The organism is Bradyrhizobium sp. 4, assembly GCF_023100905.1.
Lineage (GTDB): Bacteria > Pseudomonadota > Alphaproteobacteria > Rhizobiales > Xanthobacteraceae > Bradyrhizobium.
Map to the genome: position 1 here is coordinate 4,244,659 of NZ_CP064686.1, position 16,452 is coordinate 4,261,110.

Genomic DNA, 16,452 nt, shown 5'->3' on the forward strand with positions numbered 1-16,452 from the left:
GAGAGCCTAGTTCGGCACCGCAGCCTTCGGCCCGGGCTTGGCAGCGACCGCATTCGCGGTTTGGCCGTGCAGGAAGTCGTAGGCCGTATGCAGGGCCTTGTCGTCTTTCGCCTCCGGCGGGACATAGGACTGCGATCCGGTCTGCTCGGTGCCATCGGCCGCCTGGAGATGGCCGCGCATCTGGGACTCCGCCATGGTGTCCATCCGGCCCTTCAGCTCGGGCGGCACGTCCTGGAGGATCTCGATGTCGGGCGCGATGCCCTGGGCCTGGATCGAGCGGCCCGAGGGCGTGTAGTAGCGCGCCGTGGTCAGCGCCAGCGCGCCGTTGCCCGCGCCGAGCGGGATGATGGTCTGCACCGAGCCCTTGCCGAACGAGCGCGTGCCGATGATGGTCGCGCGCTTGTGATCGTGCAATGCGCCGGCCACGATCTCGGAGGCCGAAGCCGAGCCGCCGTTGACCAGAACCACCAGCGGTTTGCCCTTGGTGAGGTCGCCGCCATGCGCGGTGAAGCGCTGGGTCTCCTCGGCGTTGCGGCCGCGGGTCGAGACGACTTCGCCACGCTGCAGGAACGCGCTCGACACCGACACGGCCTGGTCGAGCAGTCCGCCCGGATTGTTGCGCAGGTCCATCACGTAGCCGACCAGCTTCTCCGGCGGAACGTCCTTCGAGATCGATGCAATCGCCTTCTTCAGGCCGTCGGTGGTCTGCTCGTTGAACGAGGTGACGCGGATATAGCCGATATCGCCGTTCTCGACGTGGAAGCGCACGGGGCGCACATGGATGATCTCGCGCTTGATCGCGACGTCGAGCGGGGCGTCGGCTCCCTTGCGCACGATCGTGAGCTTGGTCTGGGTCTCGACCGGCCCCTTCATCTTGTTGACGGCCTGCTCGAGCGTCATGCCCTGCACGGCATCGCCGTCGATCTTGCTGATGAGGTCGCCCGACATGATGCCGGCCTTGGACGCCGGCGTGTCGTCGATCGGCGAGACGACCTTGACCAGCCCCTCCTCCATCGTGACCTCGATGCCGAGCCCGCCGAACTCGCCGGAGGTGGTCTCCTGCATCTCGGTCCAGGCCTTGTCGTTCATGTAGCGCGAGTGCGGATCGAGCGAGGTCACCATGCCGGTGATCGCACCTTCGATCAGCTTGGCATTGTCAGGCTTCTCGACATAGCTCGCCTTCACCCGCTCGAACACTTCGCCGAACAGATTGAGCTTGGAATAGGCGTCATCCGCGCTCGCTGCCGCCCGTGCCGCCCATACGCCGCCGTGCGGACTGGCTACCAGAAGGGTCAGACACGCTCCGGTGAGCGCGCCCAGTGGAAACAGCAGGGTTTTCCGCATGGATAGGCTGGCCTTTTTGCTTCGCGGTTCGGTGGGGCTGGAGAGCCGCCATGCAAATGGCGATCCAGCCTGCTTCTCACAATACCATTCTGGTTTCTTCAAGGCCGGGATGCCACGCCGGCGGGTACACCGTGAAAATCCCTTCGTCCGGACCTAAACTTTCGGCAACGTTGCAGGACCGGTTCGTGCGCAGCGGGGGTCGGACGGCCGGCCCACGCCTCGCAGCCATGCCATTTTAGGATGGTTTTGGCGCCCCGGACGGGTTAGGCGATGAGGGAAGGCTTCAAATTCTCGGGAGGATAACAATGAACGAAGCACCCCGCATCCAACCGGACAGGAACGTCGAGCTCGGCGCCAGCACCGAGCCGTTCCAGAATCTGCATGAATTCATCCGGAAAGCGCGTTCCAACCTCAACCAGAATGCCTGGGATTATATCGTCGGCGCGGCCGAGACCGAGACTACGATGCGTCGCAACCGCATGGCGCTGGACGAGATCGCCTTCCGCCCGCGCGTGCTGCGCGATGTCCGCAAGGTCACCGGCTCGGTCGAGCAGTTCGGCCGCAAGATGCGCCTGCCGGTGGTGCTCGCCCCCGTCGGCGCGCTCGAGATCTTCGATCCGGATGGCGCCGCGAGCGTGGCACGCGCCTGCGGCACTTTCGGTGCGGCGCACATGCTCAGTTCAGTGTCCGAGCCCGGCCTCGAGAAGACCGCCGAAGGTGCGCCCGACGCGCTGCGGCTCTACCAGCTCTATGTGCGCGGCGACGACGCCTTCGTCGCCGACGTCGTCAGCCGGGCTGAGAAGAACGCCTATGCCGCCTTCTGCCTGACCGTCGATACCGCTCATTACAGCCGTCGCGAACGTGACATCGCCAAGCGCTACGTTCGCGAGAGTCGCCTGCGCGCCACCGGCGGCGATTACCAGAAAGGTCTGGAGTGGCGGACCGTGAAGATGATCAAGGACAAGTTCAAGATCCCGCTGATCCTCAAGGGCATCGCGACGGCAGAGGACGCGCTGATCGCGATCGATCACGGCGTCGAATGGATCTACGTCTCCAACCATGGCGGCCGTCAGCTCGATCACGGTCGCGGCGCCATGCACGTGCTGCCCGAGATCGTTGACGCCGTGAACGGCCGCGCAAAGATCATGGTCGATGGCGGTGTCTGTCGCGGCACCGACATCGTCAAGGCGATCGCAGCCGGCGCCGACCTCGTCGGCATCGGCCGGCTGCAATGCTGGGCGCTGGCGGCGGCCGGCGAAGCCGGCGTGGCGCGCATGCTGGAGCTGCTCGAGGACGAAGTGCTGCGCTGCCTCGGCCTCTTGGGTGCGACCTCGTTCGCCGAGGTCAACAAATCCTGCCTGCACCACGCGACCGCAACCAACGCGCCGAGCGTGTTCAGCGCGTTTCCACTGTTCGACCACGAGCCATATCGATACTGAGTGAAAGGATGCAGGTGACATCGCTCTCTCCCGGCAGCGCGGATGCGCTTCTGTTCGATCTCGGCCGCGTGGTGCTCGATATCGATTTCTCCAAGGCGATCGCCTGCTGGGCGGGACACGCCGGCTGCAAGCCCGAATCCATCGTCGCGCGCTATGTGCGCGACAGCGAAGCCTATCGGTTGCACGAGATGGGCAAGATCAGCGATGAGGACTATTTCGCCTCATTGCGAGCGTCGCTCGGAATCGGCATTTCGGACGCGCAGTTCCTGGAAGGCTGGAACGCGATCTTCGCCGGCGAAATGCCTGACATCGCCGAGCTGCTGCCGCGGGCAGCGAAGCAGATGCCGCTGTACGCTTTCTCCAACACCAACCGGCCACACGTGGACCATTTCTCAAGGGAATATGCCGACCTCCTCGGCCATTTCCGCGAGCTGTATTTGTCGTCCAGCATCGGCCTGCGCAAACCGGATGCCGAGGCCTTCGACCACGTCGTCGCGGCGATCGGCGTGCCCGCCGGGCGTATCGTGTTCTTCGACGATCTTGCTGAAAACATCGAGGGAGCGCGGGCGCGCGGCTTGACGGCCGTGCATGTGACCTCGCCGCGTGATGTGGGGAACGCATTGAAAGCATTGGGCATCTGACGACGATCTGCCGCCGCGAGACCCCCGGAGATGCGGCCCAACGCGACTAATTTTGAAGAAGTTTAGGAACCCGATCACTTTGTGCATTTTTATACAGAGTTCCCGGAACGGAATACCGTCTTCCGGACTCTAGAGTCCGTTGGGACTTCTACAGACGGATGCATCATCGTGTTGGGCAAAACCTACCTCACCAAGCAGGCCTCTCTTCTTCTTGAATTCGCCAGGACAACTTCAGATTCGGATCTTTCCGCCAAGCTTGTGAGCAAGGCCGCCGACCTGAAATCCCAGGCCGATCCGCTGCCCGACAAGGATCAGGGACCCAAGGCGCCCGACGTAACTCACGGGCAGCCAGGGAGCTGATCGATGCAGGCCGGGGCGCTCGTCGTTCTCGTCTTGCCATGACCATTGTCCTGCCGATCTGGCACGTTCTTCGGATCGTGCCGCAACGCGCTTGATCCTGCCTTCCGGAACAATGCGGTGGGATGACTGCACCCGCTCGGCTGTTTTGCCTCTGCGCCCGCGCTCGGCTAGAAGACGTGCGGAACATTCGCCCGAACGTGCCGAGCAGGAGTTTTCGCCGTGGCCTTGATGCCAGTTTCCGACGCGCTTGCCGCGGTGCTGGCGGGTGCAGAGCCGCTGCCGGAAGAAATGATCTCCCTCGACCAGGCCTACCATCGCGTGCTCGCGCGTGACGTCGCGGCGCGGCGCACGCAGCCGCCGCAGGCGATGTCGGCGATGGACGGCTACGCGGTGCGAGCGGCCGATGCCGCGACGATCGATTCGGAGCTCACCATCATCGGCGAAGTCGCGGCGGGCCGACCGTTCGCGGGGATGGTCGGCGCCGGCGAGGCCGTGCGGATCTTCACCGGCGGCGTCGTTCCCGGTGGCGCGGACGCCGTCGTGATCCAGGAGGACACCGTCGCCGCCGGCAAGCGTATCACGATCAAGGAAGCCGCGATCGCCGGTCGGCACATTCGCCCCGCCGGCGTCGATTTCCGCGAGGACGACGTGCTCCTGCGCAAGGGAAGCCGTCTCACCGAGCGCGACCTCGCGCTCGCCGCCGGGATGAATCATCCGCACCTTGCCGTTTGCGGGCGTCCGAAGGTCGCGATTCTCGCCACCGGCGACGAACTGGTGATGCCGGGCAGCACGCCCGGCCACGGCCAGATCGTCTATTCCAACGGCTACGCCCTGCACGCGCTCGCCCGCAGCGAAGGCGCCGAGACCATCGACCTCGGTATTTCCGCCGACACGCTGGAGGCCACCACCGCCGGCATCCGCCGCGCCCGTGAGAGCGGCGCCGACATCCTGATCACGACCGGAGGCGCATCGGTCGGCGACCACGATCTGGTCCAGCAGGCACTGCGGGACGAAGGCATCGCGATGGCGTTCTGGAAGATCGCGATGCGGCCAGGCAAGCCGATGATGCACGGGCGGCTCGGCGCAATGGGCGTGATCGGTCTGCCGGGCAATCCCGTGTCGTCCTACGTGTGCGCTTTCCTGTTCATGGTGCCGCTGATTCGTGCCCTGTCGGGCCGTTCAGTGATTCACCATCGCCGTGAGCGCGCCGTGCTCGGCCGCGACGTCAGCGCCAACGACCAGCGCGAGGACTATCTGCGCGCGCATCTGGAGGAGCGCGACGATGGCACACGCGTCGTTCTTCCCGTCAATCATCAGGACTCTTCGCTGCTTGCGAATCTCGCTGCAGCGCAGGCACTTCTCGTGCGCGCACCGTTCGCGCCGAAGGCCGAAGCCGGCACGGCTTGCGAAGTGTTGCGGCTCCCTGTCTGAGCGCCCCGGCAATGCGCGTTCCGCCAACTTTGCTCTGTTCACGGTAAATTAAGCAGTTGCGGAACATGTATCGAACATATAGTGTCCGTTCATGATTTGTTTCGAGCATGTAGCGGCATATTGCCGAATTCAGCGTCTCGGAATCGGACGACATCAACCGGGGGACTTTGGTCGAGATGTTAACGCGCAAACAATACGAGCTTCTGCGGTTCATCAGTGAACGTCTGAAGGAAAGCGGCGTACCGCCCTCCTTCGACGAGATGAAGGATGCGCTCGACCTGCGCTCGAAGTCGGGCATCCATCGCCTGATCACGGCGCTCGAGGAGCGTGGCTTTATCCGACGCCTGCCCAACCGCGCCCGTGCGATTGAAGTCATCAAGCTGCCGGAGCTCCAGGCAGCCGCAGGCAGCCGCCGCGGCTTCACGCCGAGCGTCATCGAGGGCAATCTCGGCAAGGTGCGCGCGAGCTCCAGCCTGCCCGCGGACGAGGGCGAACGTCCCGTCGCGGTGCCGGTGATGGGTCGCATCGCGGCCGGCACGCCGATCGAGGCGTTGCAGACCCGCAGCCATACTATCAGCGTACCGCCTGACATGCTCGGCTCGGGCGAGCATTACGCGCTCGAAGTGCGCGGTGATTCCATGGTCGAGGCCGGCATCCTCGACGGCGACATGGCGTTGATTCAGCGCAACGAGAGCGCCGATACCGGCGACATCGTGGTGGCGCTGATCGACGACGAGGAAGCCACGCTGAAGCGCTTCCGCCGGCGCGGCGCCTCGATCGCGCTCGAGCCCGCCAACGCGGCCTATGAGGTCCGTATCCTGCCGCCTAACCGGGTGAAGATTCAGGGCAAGCTGATCGGGCTTTACCGGAAGTACTGATACCGGGCGTCCTTGATACCGGGCGTCCTTGATACCGGGCGTCCTTGATACCGGGCGTCCTTGATACCTGGCGTCCTTGATACCGGGGAGTACTTCATACTGGAGGTGCTTGGCGCCTCGCGCGCTTCCGATCGGTATCGCCGGTCAGAGATTGGAGCGGATCATCTTCCGCTCCGGCTGGATAGTCTTTCTGGTTCTGCACAGACTATCCGGCCCCTCCTCCGGCGCTGGCTCCTCGCGATGCCCACGAAGCAGCACCGCTGCGCGGCTCAAGTGTTCGAGGAAATGGCGGCCAGCGATCGTCCGCAACGTGCGGAATGCGATCGAGCAACCGTTGCAGCCAAGTCGGCAATATCCGGGCTGGCAACATTCGGACACGCGCCTCCCGAATGCATCGTAGCAGGCTTTGTTCCTATTGAATGCGGGAAAGATAATGTGATCGCGGCTTGCGGAACGCAGCCGCAGATTTGCCCACAACCAAGCAGAGCGTTCGTGCTTCCACTCTGATAGAGGCCTGCGCCTCGAAGAGACGCGGGTTGCTATCCCAGCATGAGGAGCACCCGATGTGTGACTACAGCCTACATGCCGTCGCGTCGCGCCCCGCCGAAGTCGGCGAGACGATCGTCACGACAAGCTTCCGCGGCACCTCGACGCGCGGCTTCGCCTCGGCAGCCGATCCGTCTGTTGCCGTCTGCCTGCTGCCGGGAACGGAGCTCGCCTTCGCCGACGACGTTCGCTACGACAATCGCTGGATCTGGACGCGCACCATCAATTCCCGCGTGGGCAAGTTCGGCAAGATCGACCCGCACGTTCCCGACCGCCATCATGACGCGATCGAATTCCCGGACGGCAAATATGTGCTGGTGACGCAGCTCGTCGAAGGCCAGCGCGCGACCGTGCTGCAACTGCCTGTGACCCAGCCGGTGACGGAGCGCGAGCACAAGGCGCAGGTCATCGCCGACAGGCAGCCGACCGTCACGCGCCTGCCGATCGGCTGACGCAGCCGCTACGAGGTCGGAGGTCAAGATTGAATCGCCATCGCCGGCGGTGGCCGGCGAGATGGCGTGGTTTGCGCCCAGCGAATCCGAGCAGATGCACCAATCCACTGCATTGCTCCGCACCGTCAGATCAATCGTCGGCCTGCAAGTCGGTCTCCGCCGGCGTTGCGTCCTTGATGCGGGGCGCGATCGCCTTCGGCGCAAGGCTGCCGTCGAAATCACCCTCGCCTGCGCCGGCTGGCAACCAGGGGCGGCTCGCGCCTCTCGCCCTCGCCGCGTGAACCGCAAAGCCGTCACCACGCTGCGTCAGCGCCAGCGCACTCTGGCTGGCGAGCCGCTGCCGATCGACCACCATCGCCGCGCAATCGGGCGGCGCGGGGCGTGTCGTCACCACCAGCGCGGCCCGACTACAATCGTCCGCGAGAGCGTCGACGCGCAGTGCCAGCGCGACCAACCTCCCGTCGGCCAGTGGCGTCACGCAGCCCGATTCGTCACAGGACACGCCATCGGCCAGCGAGGCTCTGCCGGCATCGCGCGGATCGGCGTCGGCAGCGAGCCATTCCTTGAGCAAAAAGCTGTCCTTGCTCGTCCTGATCAGGTGCAGATATCCGTCCCTGCCCCGCACCGCGACGCTGGCGCCATCCCCGGCAATCAGGATGTCGGGCTGCTGCGCCGACAGTCCCCAGAGGATCGCTGCCAGCAGGACCAGGGCGCCGGACCAGCGTAGCGGCGTGCGCAACAAGCCTAGCACAATGATTCCCAGGCTCGCCGCGATCAGCGGCGTGATCCCGAACGCCGGGATGCGGCCGACCGCGCCCGGCAATGCCGCGACCCAGCGCGAGACCGCGACCATCCACTCGATGCCGATCCCCATCAGCCACCAGAACACGCTGTCCAGCCCGAACGGCGCAGCAAGCAGCCCCAACAATCCCGCCGGCATCACCAGCGCCGAGACCACCGGCATCGCGCCGAGATTGGCAAGCACGCCAAACGGCGTGACACGGTGGAAATGGAAAGCGGCGTAGGGCGTGGTCGCAAGTCCCGCAATCAGCGAGGCCATGAACAGCATCGCGATCTCGCGGCCACCCCACATCGCAATGCGCGCGGTCGCCGAATGGTCCGGCGAGGCAAACAAATTGGGCATGCCGATCTGCACCAGCGCCACCAGCCCGAGCGTTGCTGCAAACGACATCTGGAAGCTCGGATGCACCAGTGCTTCCGGCGCGACCGCGAGCACGATCAGCGCGGCGACAGCAAGCGTGCGAAAGGTGATGGCGCGGCGATCGACCATCACCGCGATCAGCACCACCGCCGTCATGAAGAACGATCTTTGCGTTGCGACCTCCGCGCCCGACAGCAGCAGGTAGAACGCAGCAGCGACCAGCGCGGCGGCCGCCGACCATTTCTTGATCGCGAAGCCGGCCGCAAGTCCCGGGATCAGAGCGAGCAGCGCGCGCACCGCGAAGAACACGACACCGGCAACGACGGCCATGTGATAGCCGGAAATCGAGAGCACGTGGCCGAGACCGGAGATGAACATCGCATCGTTGACGGGCGTGGTGATCGCATCGCGCCGCCCGGTAAGCAGCGCGGTCGCGATCGCCCGGTTGTCGCCGTCGAGCGTCGCCCGGATGCGGGCATCGATCGCATCGCGCAGGCCTTGCATGAAGGCCGCATAACGCAGCCGCAAGCCGGCGGTCTCAGGCGGCGGCGCCACCGTGATTGCGCCCATCGCGAAGCCGGAGGCGCCGATGCCTTGGAAGAACATGTCACGCGAAAAGTCGTAGCTGCCGGGCCGCACCGGCGCGAGCGGCGGCATCAACCGTGCCTTCAGCTGAACGAAGCTACCGACCTCCGGCGCGGTGCCTTTGCGGACCGACAGGCGCACGCGCTCAAGCCTGACGTCGCTGCGTTGCGCCTCCATCGCAGTGACGCGCAGCACGAAACGATCGGTACGCTCGCGGATGTCGCGAGCCTCGACAAAGCCCGACAACGACACCGAATAGAGCGCCTTTGCCAGCACCGGGTGGGCGATGCGCGCCGTCTTCCAGGTCGCGACGGCAAAGCCGGCCGCGACCGCCGCGATCATGATGGCTGGGGCGAACAGCCGGCTCCGCCGCAACAGAGCCGCGCCAAGCAGGAGTGCGATGGCGGTCGTGGCAACCACCCACAGCACTGGCTCGTGATCGGCAGAGAAATAAAGCGCGATGCCGCAGCCAAACGCTACGGGCACCCACGGCAACAGCCGCCCGGCGCCAGCCTCGGCGCGTGGCCATGCGCGGAGGGTCTCGGCCAGCGAGGTCCAGAGGTCGAGGCCTGCAGGCGCGAGGCCGCCAGCAGACGCGGCGCGGCCCGCGGGCCACGTCCCCGCGATCCCCTGCGACCGTACCGGCCGGCCCGGCTCCGCCATTCCCTGCATCCGATGATACGCAACGAAGGCACAAGCTACCGGAACGTGCAGGCGGGCGGATAGCGGTACGGATCAGGAACGAAAGGTTGCGATCGCTACTTTTCCTCTTCCATCGTCACAGCGACATCGGCCTTGGCCGACAGCCGGACCTTGTTGCCCTCGATATCGGCGACGAGGCCCTTGTCGATGAAGTGATGATGCCCCTTGTGGCTGCCCTCGCCGCTGTCCTTCTTGGTCAGCTTGATGCGATTGCCTTCGACCTTGTCGACGGTGCCGATGTGGACGCCGTCGGCGCCGATGACTTCCATATGCTCTGCGATGTTCTGCATGGTGGGTTCCTTGTTGGGCCCACCCCAACGCGCGAGGTGCATGTTCGTTCTCTCACGAGGATGACGAAGTCGTGTGCTCCACTGGTCAGATAAGCGGCGCCTGCGACGAAGCATGGTGATTGACGATCTTCCAGTCGCCGTCCTCGCGCATGATGACCCAGCTCATCTTAACTGAGACATCGGGGCGTTCGCCGGCGAGATCGAACGAAATGCTCGCGGCCATATTGATCAGATCAGGACCTGCCTGCGCCGCCTTCACCTCGGAAAATAACGCGCTCGGCTTGCGCCAGCGTGGCAGGCCGTTGAAATAGTCTGCGACGCCGTCCCTGCCCCGGTAGAGCTTGGGGTTGGAGCCGAAGAAGAACGCATTCCTCGCATAGAGCGATGAGAGCGCGGCCGCATCGAGCGTGGCGAAGCCGGCGCGCCATTTCCCGATGATGGCGGAAACGATGGCGTCGGCTTCGTCGCTCATTGTGGTCTCGCAGCTCTTTTCAGCCTTTGGCAACTTCCTTCGCGAACGTGTCGCGCAGGCCGATGGTCCTGGAAAATACCGGTCTGTCGGGCGTCGAGTCCTTGTCGCGCACGAAATAGCCCTGGCGCTCGAACTGCATCGGCTCCGTCGAATTGCTTTCCGCGACTGATGCTTCGATCCGGGCGTCAGCCAAAATCTCGAGCGACTGCGGATTGAGGTCGGCAGCGAAGTTCGAGGCGTCCGGGCTCGGATTGGCAAACAGCTGGTTGTAGATGCGGATTTCCGCGGGCACGGATGTTGCCGCCGACAGCCAGTGCATGGTGGCCTTGACCTTGCGGCCATCGGGCGCGTTGCCGCCCTTGGTCGCGGGATCGTAGGTGCAGCGCAGCTCCACCACCTCGCCGGCCTCGTTCTTGATCACACCGGTGCACTTGACGAAATAGGCGTAGCGCAGCCGCACCTCGTTGCCCGGCGACAGACGGAAGAATTTTTTCGGCGGGTTCTCCATGAAGTCGTCCTGCTCGATATAGAGCTCGCGGCCGAACGTGATCTTCCGGGTGCCGGCAGAGGGATCGTCCGGATGGTTGATCGCCTCGAGCTCCTCGGTCCGCCCTTCCGGGTAGTTCTCGATCACGACCTTGAGCGGCTTCAGCACCGCCATCCGCCGCTGCGACGTGCGGTTCAGCTCCTCGCGGATGCAGAACTCGAGCATGCCGACGTCGACAACACTGTTGGCCTTCGCCACGCCGATGCGCTTGACGAATTCGCGAAGGGCGGCCGGCGGCACGCCGCGGCGGCGCATCCCCGCCATGGTGGGCATACGCGGATCGTCCCAGCCCGCGACATGGCCCTCGCGGACGAGCTGGGTCAGCACACGCTTGGACAGCAGCGTGTAGGTTAGGTTCAGCCGCGCGAATTCGTACTGGTGCGGCTTCGACGGCACCGGCAGCTTCTCGATGAACCAGTCATAGAGCGGCCGATGGTCCTCGAACTCCAGCGTGCAGATCGAGTGCGTGATGCCTTCGATCGCGTCCGACTGGCCGTGGGCATAGTCGTAGCTCGGATAGATGCTCCACTTGGTCCCGGTGCGCGGATGGTGCGCATGCAGGATGCGGTACAGCACGGGGTCGCGCAGATTGATGTTGCCCGCACCCATGTCGATCTTGGCCCGCAGCACGCGCGCGCCGTTCGGGAATTCGCCCGCCTTCATGCGACGGAACAGGTCGAGGTTTTCATCCACGGTGCGATCGCGGAACGGCGAGTTCTTGCCGGGCTCGGTCAGCGTGCCGCGCGCAAGACGGATCTCCTCCTGGGTCTGGTCGTCGACATAGGCGAGCCCGTCTCGGATCAGCTGCTCCGCCCATTCGTAGAGGCGGTCGAAATAGTCCGAAGCGAAGAACAGGTTCTTGCCCCAGTCGAAGCCGAGCCAGCGCACGTCGGCCTGGATGGAATCGATATATTCCTGCTCTTCCTTGACCGGATTGGTGTCGTCGAAGCGCAGATGGCAGCGGCCCGGAAATTCCTGGGCAATGCCGAAATTAAGCGCGATCGACTTGGCGTGGCCGATATGGAGATAGCCGTTCGGCTCCGGTGGGAACCGGGTCACGATCTCCTTGTATTTGGCCTGGTCGAGGTCGGCCTGGATGATGTCACGAATGAAATCGCGCCCAACCTCGTTCGCCACCGGTTCTGTCATTACGAAAATCCTGTAGGGAAATCAGCGGCCCTTCTGCCAAATTCCCTTGGCTGAGCCAAGGGCTTAAGCAAGGTCTCAAGCAACCCTTCGCGGACCGCTGCCGGGCTTTAGTTATGCTCCGGTCCTGTTATATACCACCGCCTCCAATGCATAGGCCTTGCCAAGAATGACCTCTCCCGTCGTCACCCGCTTCGCTCCCTCTCCGACCGGCTTCCTCCATATCGGGGGTGCGCGCACGGCGCTGTTCAACTGGCTCTATGCGAAGAAGCACGGCGGCAAGATGCTGCTCCGGATCGAGGACACCGACCGGGAGCGCTCCACGGAGGCGGCGATCGGCGCCATCCTAGACGGCCTGAAATGGCTGGAGCTCGGCTGGGACGGCGATGTCATCTATCAGTTCAGCCGCGCCGCTCGCCACCGCGAGGTCGCCGAGGAGCTGCTCGCCGAGGGCAAGGCCTATCGCTGCTACGCCACCGCCGAGGAGCTCACCGCGATGCGCGAGAAGGCGCGCGCCGAGGGGCGCACCCGCCTCTATGACGGCCTGTGGCGCGACCGCGATCCGGCGACGGCCCCGACCGACGTGAAGCCCACCATCCGACTCCGCGCGCCCCAGACCGGCGAGACCGTGATCGAAGATCAGGTCCAGGGTCGCGTGGTCTGGCAGAACGAGAATCTCGACGACCTCGTCCTGCTGCGCGGCGATGGCAACCCGACCTACATGCTCGCGGTGGTGGTCGACGACCACGATATGGGTGTCACCCATGTCATCCGCGGCGATGACCATTTGATCAACGCGGCCCGCCAAAAGCAGATCTACGACGCGATGGGCTGGACGCTGCCGAGCATGTCCCACATCCCCCTGATCCACGGCCCGGACGGTTCGAAGCTCTCCAAGAGGCACGGCGCGCTTGGCGTCGATGCCTACCGCGCCATGGGGTACCTCCCGTCCGCGCTCCGCAACTATCTCGTCCGGCTCGGCTGGAGCCATGGCGACCAGGAAATCTTCTCGACCGAGGAGATGATCGCGGCGTTCGACCTCGCCAGCGTCGGCCGCGCAGCAGCGCGCTTCGATTTCGCCAAGCTGGAAAACCTCAACGGCCACTACATCCGCAATGCCGACGATCAATCACTCGTGAAGATGTTCGAGGACGTGCTCGACCACGTCGTGCCCAGCCGCGATGAGCTTAAGGCCAAGTTAAACGACACCACGCGCGCGCAGGTGCTGAAGGCCATGCCGGCCCTGAAGGAGCGCGCCAAGACGCTGATCGAACTGATCGACGGCGCCTATTTCATCTTCGCCGACCGGCCGCTCGAGCTTGATCCGAAGGCGGCAGCGCTGCTGACGCCTGAGAACCGCAAGCTGATCGGCCAGCTTCATTCCGCGCTGGAGAAAGTCGAGATGTGGAGCGCGGCCAATGCGGAAGCCGCGCTGCGCGCCTATGCCGAGGAAAATAGTCTCAAGCTCGGCGCGGTCGCCCAGCCGCTGCGGGCGGCGCTGACGGGACGGACGACGTCGCCCGGCATATTCGAGGTTTTGGACGTCCTGGGACGCCAGGAAAGCCTGGGCCGGCTTAAAGATCAGGCCACGGAATAGGCCGAGGACCGCGCTAAGGACCGGGGCCAAGGACCAGGCTACGACGTAAGTCGACCATGCGTGGCGCCATCTTGCAGCGCACACAGCAATAATATACCCATCTCAGCCGTACCTTCTGGAACATCCGGCCTGCCCCGCGATATCTCATCGGGGCCTCCGGGTCCGGCCCGTTTCACCATACATCGGGGACCTCTGATGGACGCAAAACCAAGCAATAAGACCGCCACACTGACGGTCGGAAACAAGAATTTCGATCTTCCGATCCACAGCGGCAGCGTCGGGCCCGACGTCATCGATATCGGCAAGCTCTACGGCCAGTCCGGCCTGTTCACCTACGACCCGGGCTTCACCTCGACCGCGAGCTGCCAGTCCAAGATCACCTATATCGACGGTGACGCGGGCGTGCTGGAATACCGCGGCTATCCGATCGAGCAGCTCGCCGAGAATGGCGACTTCCTCGAGACCTGCTATCTGCTGCTGTTCGGGGAGCTTCCGACCGCCGCGCAGAAGAAGGATTTCGACGACCGCGTGATCCATCACACGATGGTGCACGAGCAGATGGCCCGCTTCTTCCAGGGCTTCCGCCGCGACGCCCATCCGATGGCGATCATGGTGGCGGCTGTCGGCGCGCTCGCCGCGTTCTATCACGACTCAACCGACATCAACGATCCGAAGCAGCGCATGATCGCCTCCATGCGCATGATCGCCAAGATCCCGACGCTGGCTGCGATGGCCTACAAGTACACGGTCGGCCAGCCCTTCGTGTATCCGAAGAACTCGCTGAAGTTCGCCGAGAACTTCCTGCATATGTGCTTCGCCGTGCCGTGCGAGGACTACAAGATCAACCCGGTGCTTGCGGATGCACTGGACAAGATCTTCATCCTGCACGCCGACCACGAGCAGAACGCCTCGACCTCGACGGTGCGTATCGCCGGCTCCTCCGGCGCCAACCCGTTCGCCTGCATCGCCGCCGGTATCGCCTGCCTGTGGGGCCCGGCGCATGGCGGCGCCAACGAAGCAGCGCTGGCGATGCTCGCCGAGATCGGCTCGGTCGACAAGATCCCCGAGTTCATTGCTAAGGTGAAGGACAAGAACTCTGAAGTCCGCCTGATGGGCTTCGGTCACCGCGTCTACAAGAACTACGATCCGCGCGCCAAAATCATGCAGAAGATGTGTCACGCCGTGCTCAAGGAGACCGGCCATGGCGACGATCCGATGCTGAAGGTGGCGCTCGAACTCGAGAAGATCGCGCTCAGCGACCAGTACTTCATCGACCGCAAGCTCTACCCGAACGTCGACTTCTATTCGGGCATCACGCTGAAGGCGATGGGCTTCCCGGTCTCGATGTTCACCGTGCTGTTCGCGGTCGCCCGCACCGTCGGCTGGATCAGCCAGTGGAGCGAGATGATCGAGGATCCGCAGCAGAAGATCGGCCGTCCGCGCCAGCTCTACACCGGCGTCACCCGCCGCGACTACGTCGCGATCAAGGACCGGAAGTAAGTCGAGCCATCACGGCTTTCGAAGCGGCGCCATCTCCGGATGGCGCCGTTTTTTGTTTTGCGCCGATACAATCTTGCTGCCGCGCACAACAACAAGTCGGCGCAATGCCTCGGCCGGCGCTTGACGTCGAAACGCTTCGCGCGCAAATTCTTACTCTAAGTAAGAATGACGACAGGGATGGAAATGCCGGAGCAGCCGAGAAGTCGGCGGCAGACGCGTGCTGCCATTTTGACTCATCTGCTTCAGTCCGGCGGGTCGTTCCGGCCGCCGCTGGCGAAGGCCGTGCGCCTGTCGGAAGCGAGCCTGTCGCGCATCCTGTTCGACCTGAAGGCCGAAGGCCTGATCGAGGAAGTGCGGCGCCCTGCCCCTTACGTCGGTGGCCCGACGGGCCTCGTGTCGCTCGATGGCGAGGTGGCGCTCGCGGCGTTTGAGCTGACCACCCAGCGGCTCAGCGTCGGCGTCGGGGGCCTATCGGGCGAACTGCACCACACCTGGCATGTGCCGCTACCGAAGACGCCGACCGTCGCGACCGTCGGCCGGGCGTTTCGCGAGGCGATGACATTGCTGCACGACTGGACGCGGCGCCGGCGCATCCCCCTCGCGCAGATCGGCGTCTCCATTCCAGGTCTCGGACGACTGGGCGCGTCAGGCAATCCGATCATCCCCTGCGACGTCGGGCGCATCAGCGAGATGTTCGGCGAAAATTTTGCCGGCGTGCCGGTCGAGTTCACCAACTCCGTCGTCGCGCACGCCATTTTTCACCGTTGCCGCACGGAGAACTATCCATTCAGCGGGGCGCATCTCTTCGTATTTGTCGGTCAGGGCGTCGCGGGCACCTGGATGGATGATCCGATCGAGGACGATGCTCTCCAGCCGGTCGAGCTCGGCCACATGGTGTTCGGAGCCGACGGACCAATTTGCCGCTGTGGTCATCATGGCTGCGTCGAGGCCTATACGTCGCTTCCGGCCCTGGCCGAGCTTCTTGGCGTCGCGGAAGCCGAATTGCTTCAGCTCGGCAGCGAATGGGTGACCGCGATGCCGCTCTCATCGCGCGTGCGGCAGGAATTGCGCCGGCGGCTATTCCGGCTTGGCCTTGCGATCGGCAATACGCTGAACGTGAAGCCCTGCAAGGGCGTCGCGATCAGCGGCTGGCCGTCGCTTCTCGCCGAGGACGATCGCAACGCGCTCGTCGAGGGGATCGACGCCTGTCTGTTGGGCGGCCGCAAGCACGCGCAAGTGTCGCTCGCTTTCGTGCCGCCGTCGAATGGCAACGATCCGCGGGCGGCGCTGGCGTTCGCGGCTTTCTGCCTCGCTGGCCGCGGCGGCATGCCGGCCGCATCGAGCGAGGCCGCCTGAGATA

Annotated in this window: 14 protein-coding genes; 9 read left to right on the forward strand and 5 right to left on the reverse strand. The window is 64.5% G+C overall.

Going from position 1 to position 16,452, the window contains the following annotated elements; translation table 11 throughout:
• Positions 1-6 precede the first annotated feature (6 nt).
• Positions 7-1,344, reverse strand: coding sequence for a S41 family peptidase (locus IVB45_RS19910; RefSeq protein ID WP_247356346.1), 1,338 nt, complete (start codon positions 1,342-1,344; stop codon positions 7-9).
• Between the two features lie 305 nt (positions 1,345-1,649).
• On the opposite strand from IVB45_RS19910, the gene IVB45_RS19915 reads away from it, so the two are divergent.
• The 6 genes from IVB45_RS19915 to IVB45_RS19940 all read left to right on the forward strand — a co-directional run bounded on the left by IVB45_RS19915 (position 1,650) and on the right by IVB45_RS19940 (position 7,091).
• Positions 1,650-2,783, forward strand: coding sequence for an alpha-hydroxy acid oxidase (locus IVB45_RS19915; RefSeq protein ID WP_027567127.1), 1,134 nt, complete (start codon positions 1,650-1,652; stop codon positions 2,781-2,783).
• Between the two features lie 8 nt (positions 2,784-2,791).
• Positions 2,792-3,424 (forward strand): HAD family phosphatase, encoded by a 633-nt coding sequence (locus IVB45_RS19920; RefSeq protein ID WP_247356345.1) that lies wholly within the window; start codon positions 2,792-2,794, stop codon positions 3,422-3,424.
• 168 nt (positions 3,425-3,592) lie between these two features.
• Entirely contained in the window at positions 3,593-3,784 is a 192-nt protein-coding gene (locus tag IVB45_RS19925; RefSeq protein ID WP_027567129.1) for a hypothetical protein, read from the forward strand.
• A 219-nt stretch (positions 3,785-4,003) separates the two neighbouring features.
• Positions 4,004-5,215 carry a gephyrin-like molybdotransferase Glp gene (glp, locus tag IVB45_RS19930; RefSeq protein WP_247356344.1) on the forward strand — a complete coding sequence of 404 codons (1,212 nt, stop codon included), beginning with the start codon at positions 4,004-4,006 and terminating at the stop codon, positions 5,213-5,215.
• 176 nt (positions 5,216-5,391) lie between these two features.
• Positions 5,392-6,093 (forward strand): transcriptional repressor LexA, encoded by a 702-nt coding sequence (gene lexA / locus IVB45_RS19935; protein ID WP_106945054.1) that lies wholly within the window; start codon positions 5,392-5,394, stop codon positions 6,091-6,093.
• A 563-nt stretch (positions 6,094-6,656) separates the two neighbouring features.
• Positions 6,657-7,091 (forward strand): hypothetical protein, encoded by a 435-nt coding sequence (locus IVB45_RS19940; RefSeq protein ID WP_247356343.1) that lies wholly within the window; start codon positions 6,657-6,659, stop codon positions 7,089-7,091.
• 130 nt (positions 7,092-7,221) lie between these two features.
• On the opposite strand, the gene IVB45_RS19945 is transcribed toward IVB45_RS19940, so the two are convergent.
• The 4 genes from IVB45_RS19945 to IVB45_RS19960 form a co-directional block, all read right to left on the reverse strand.
• On the reverse strand, positions 7,222-9,501 hold the full coding sequence (locus IVB45_RS19945; protein ID WP_247356342.1) for a ComEC/Rec2 family competence protein: 2,280 nt from the start codon (positions 9,499-9,501) through the stop codon (positions 7,222-7,224).
• Between the two features lie 95 nt (positions 9,502-9,596).
• A complete protein-coding gene (locus IVB45_RS19950) occupies positions 9,597-9,830 on the reverse strand; it encodes a DUF2171 domain-containing protein (protein WP_007610829.1) in 234 nt (77 codons plus the stop codon).
• Positions 9,831-9,915: 85 nt separating this feature from the next.
• Positions 9,916-10,302 (reverse strand): nuclear transport factor 2 family protein, encoded by a 387-nt coding sequence (locus tag IVB45_RS19955; protein ID WP_247356340.1) that lies wholly within the window; start codon positions 10,300-10,302, stop codon positions 9,916-9,918.
• A gap of 19 nt (positions 10,303-10,321) precedes the next feature.
• On the reverse strand, positions 10,322-11,998 hold the full coding sequence (locus tag IVB45_RS19960; RefSeq protein ID WP_247356338.1) for a glutamine--tRNA ligase/YqeY domain fusion protein: 1,677 nt from the start codon (positions 11,996-11,998) through the stop codon (positions 10,322-10,324).
• Positions 11,999-12,164: 166 nt separating this feature from the next.
• Here IVB45_RS19960 and gltX point away from each other — a divergent pair, with 166 nt between their 5' ends.
• The 3 genes from gltX (at position 12,165) to IVB45_RS19975 (ending at position 16,448) form a co-directional block, all read left to right on the forward strand.
• On the forward strand, positions 12,165-13,592 hold the full coding sequence (gene gltX / locus IVB45_RS19965; RefSeq protein ID WP_247356336.1) for a glutamate--tRNA ligase: 1,428 nt from the start codon (positions 12,165-12,167) through the stop codon (positions 13,590-13,592).
• A gap of 195 nt (positions 13,593-13,787) precedes the next feature.
• Positions 13,788-15,092, forward strand: a complete 1,305-nt coding sequence (gene gltA, locus IVB45_RS19970) for a citrate synthase (protein WP_027567137.1) — start codon at positions 13,788-13,790, stop codon at positions 15,090-15,092.
• Positions 15,093-15,269: 177 nt separating this feature from the next.
• Positions 15,270-16,448 carry an ROK family transcriptional regulator gene (locus tag IVB45_RS19975; protein WP_247356403.1) on the forward strand — a complete coding sequence of 393 codons (1,179 nt, stop codon included), beginning with the start codon at positions 15,270-15,272 and terminating at the stop codon, positions 16,446-16,448.
• Positions 16,449-16,452: the final 4 nt, after the last annotated feature.

What these genes read in the sequence shown, in the direction of transcription:
- IVB45_RS19910 (WP_247356346.1), bottom strand. Translation starts at nt 1,344, where the DNA reads ATGCGGAAAACCCTGCTGTTTCCACTGGGCGCGCTCACCGGAGCGTGT.
- IVB45_RS19915 (WP_027567127.1), top strand. Translation starts at nt 1,650, where the DNA reads ATGAACGAAGCACCCCGCATCCAACCGGACAGGAACGTCGAGCTCGGC.
- IVB45_RS19920 (WP_247356345.1), top strand. Translation starts at nt 2,792, where the DNA reads ATGCAGGTGACATCGCTCTCTCCCGGCAGCGCGGATGCGCTTCTGTTC.
- lexA (WP_106945054.1), top strand. Translation starts at nt 5,392, where the DNA reads ATGTTAACGCGCAAACAATACGAGCTTCTGCGGTTCATCAGTGAACGT.
- IVB45_RS19940 (WP_247356343.1), top strand. Translation starts at nt 6,657, where the DNA reads ATGTGTGACTACAGCCTACATGCCGTCGCGTCGCGCCCCGCCGAAGTC.
- IVB45_RS19945 (WP_247356342.1), bottom strand. Translation starts at nt 9,501, where the DNA reads ATGGCGGAGCCGGGCCGGCCGGTACGGTCGCAGGGGATCGCGGGGACG.
- IVB45_RS19950 (WP_007610829.1), bottom strand. Translation starts at nt 9,830, where the DNA reads ATGCAGAACATCGCAGAGCATATGGAAGTCATCGGCGCCGACGGCGTC.
- IVB45_RS19955 (WP_247356340.1), bottom strand. Translation starts at nt 10,302, where the DNA reads ATGAGCGACGAAGCCGACGCCATCGTTTCCGCCATCATCGGGAAATGG.
- IVB45_RS19960 (WP_247356338.1), bottom strand. Translation starts at nt 11,998, where the DNA reads ATGACAGAACCGGTGGCGAACGAGGTTGGGCGCGATTTCATTCGTGAC.
- gltX (WP_247356336.1), top strand. Translation starts at nt 12,165, where the DNA reads ATGACCTCTCCCGTCGTCACCCGCTTCGCTCCCTCTCCGACCGGCTTC.
- gltA (WP_027567137.1), top strand. Translation starts at nt 13,788, where the DNA reads ATGGACGCAAAACCAAGCAATAAGACCGCCACACTGACGGTCGGAAAC.
- IVB45_RS19975 (WP_247356403.1), top strand. Translation starts at nt 15,270, where the DNA reads ATGGAAATGCCGGAGCAGCCGAGAAGTCGGCGGCAGACGCGTGCTGCC.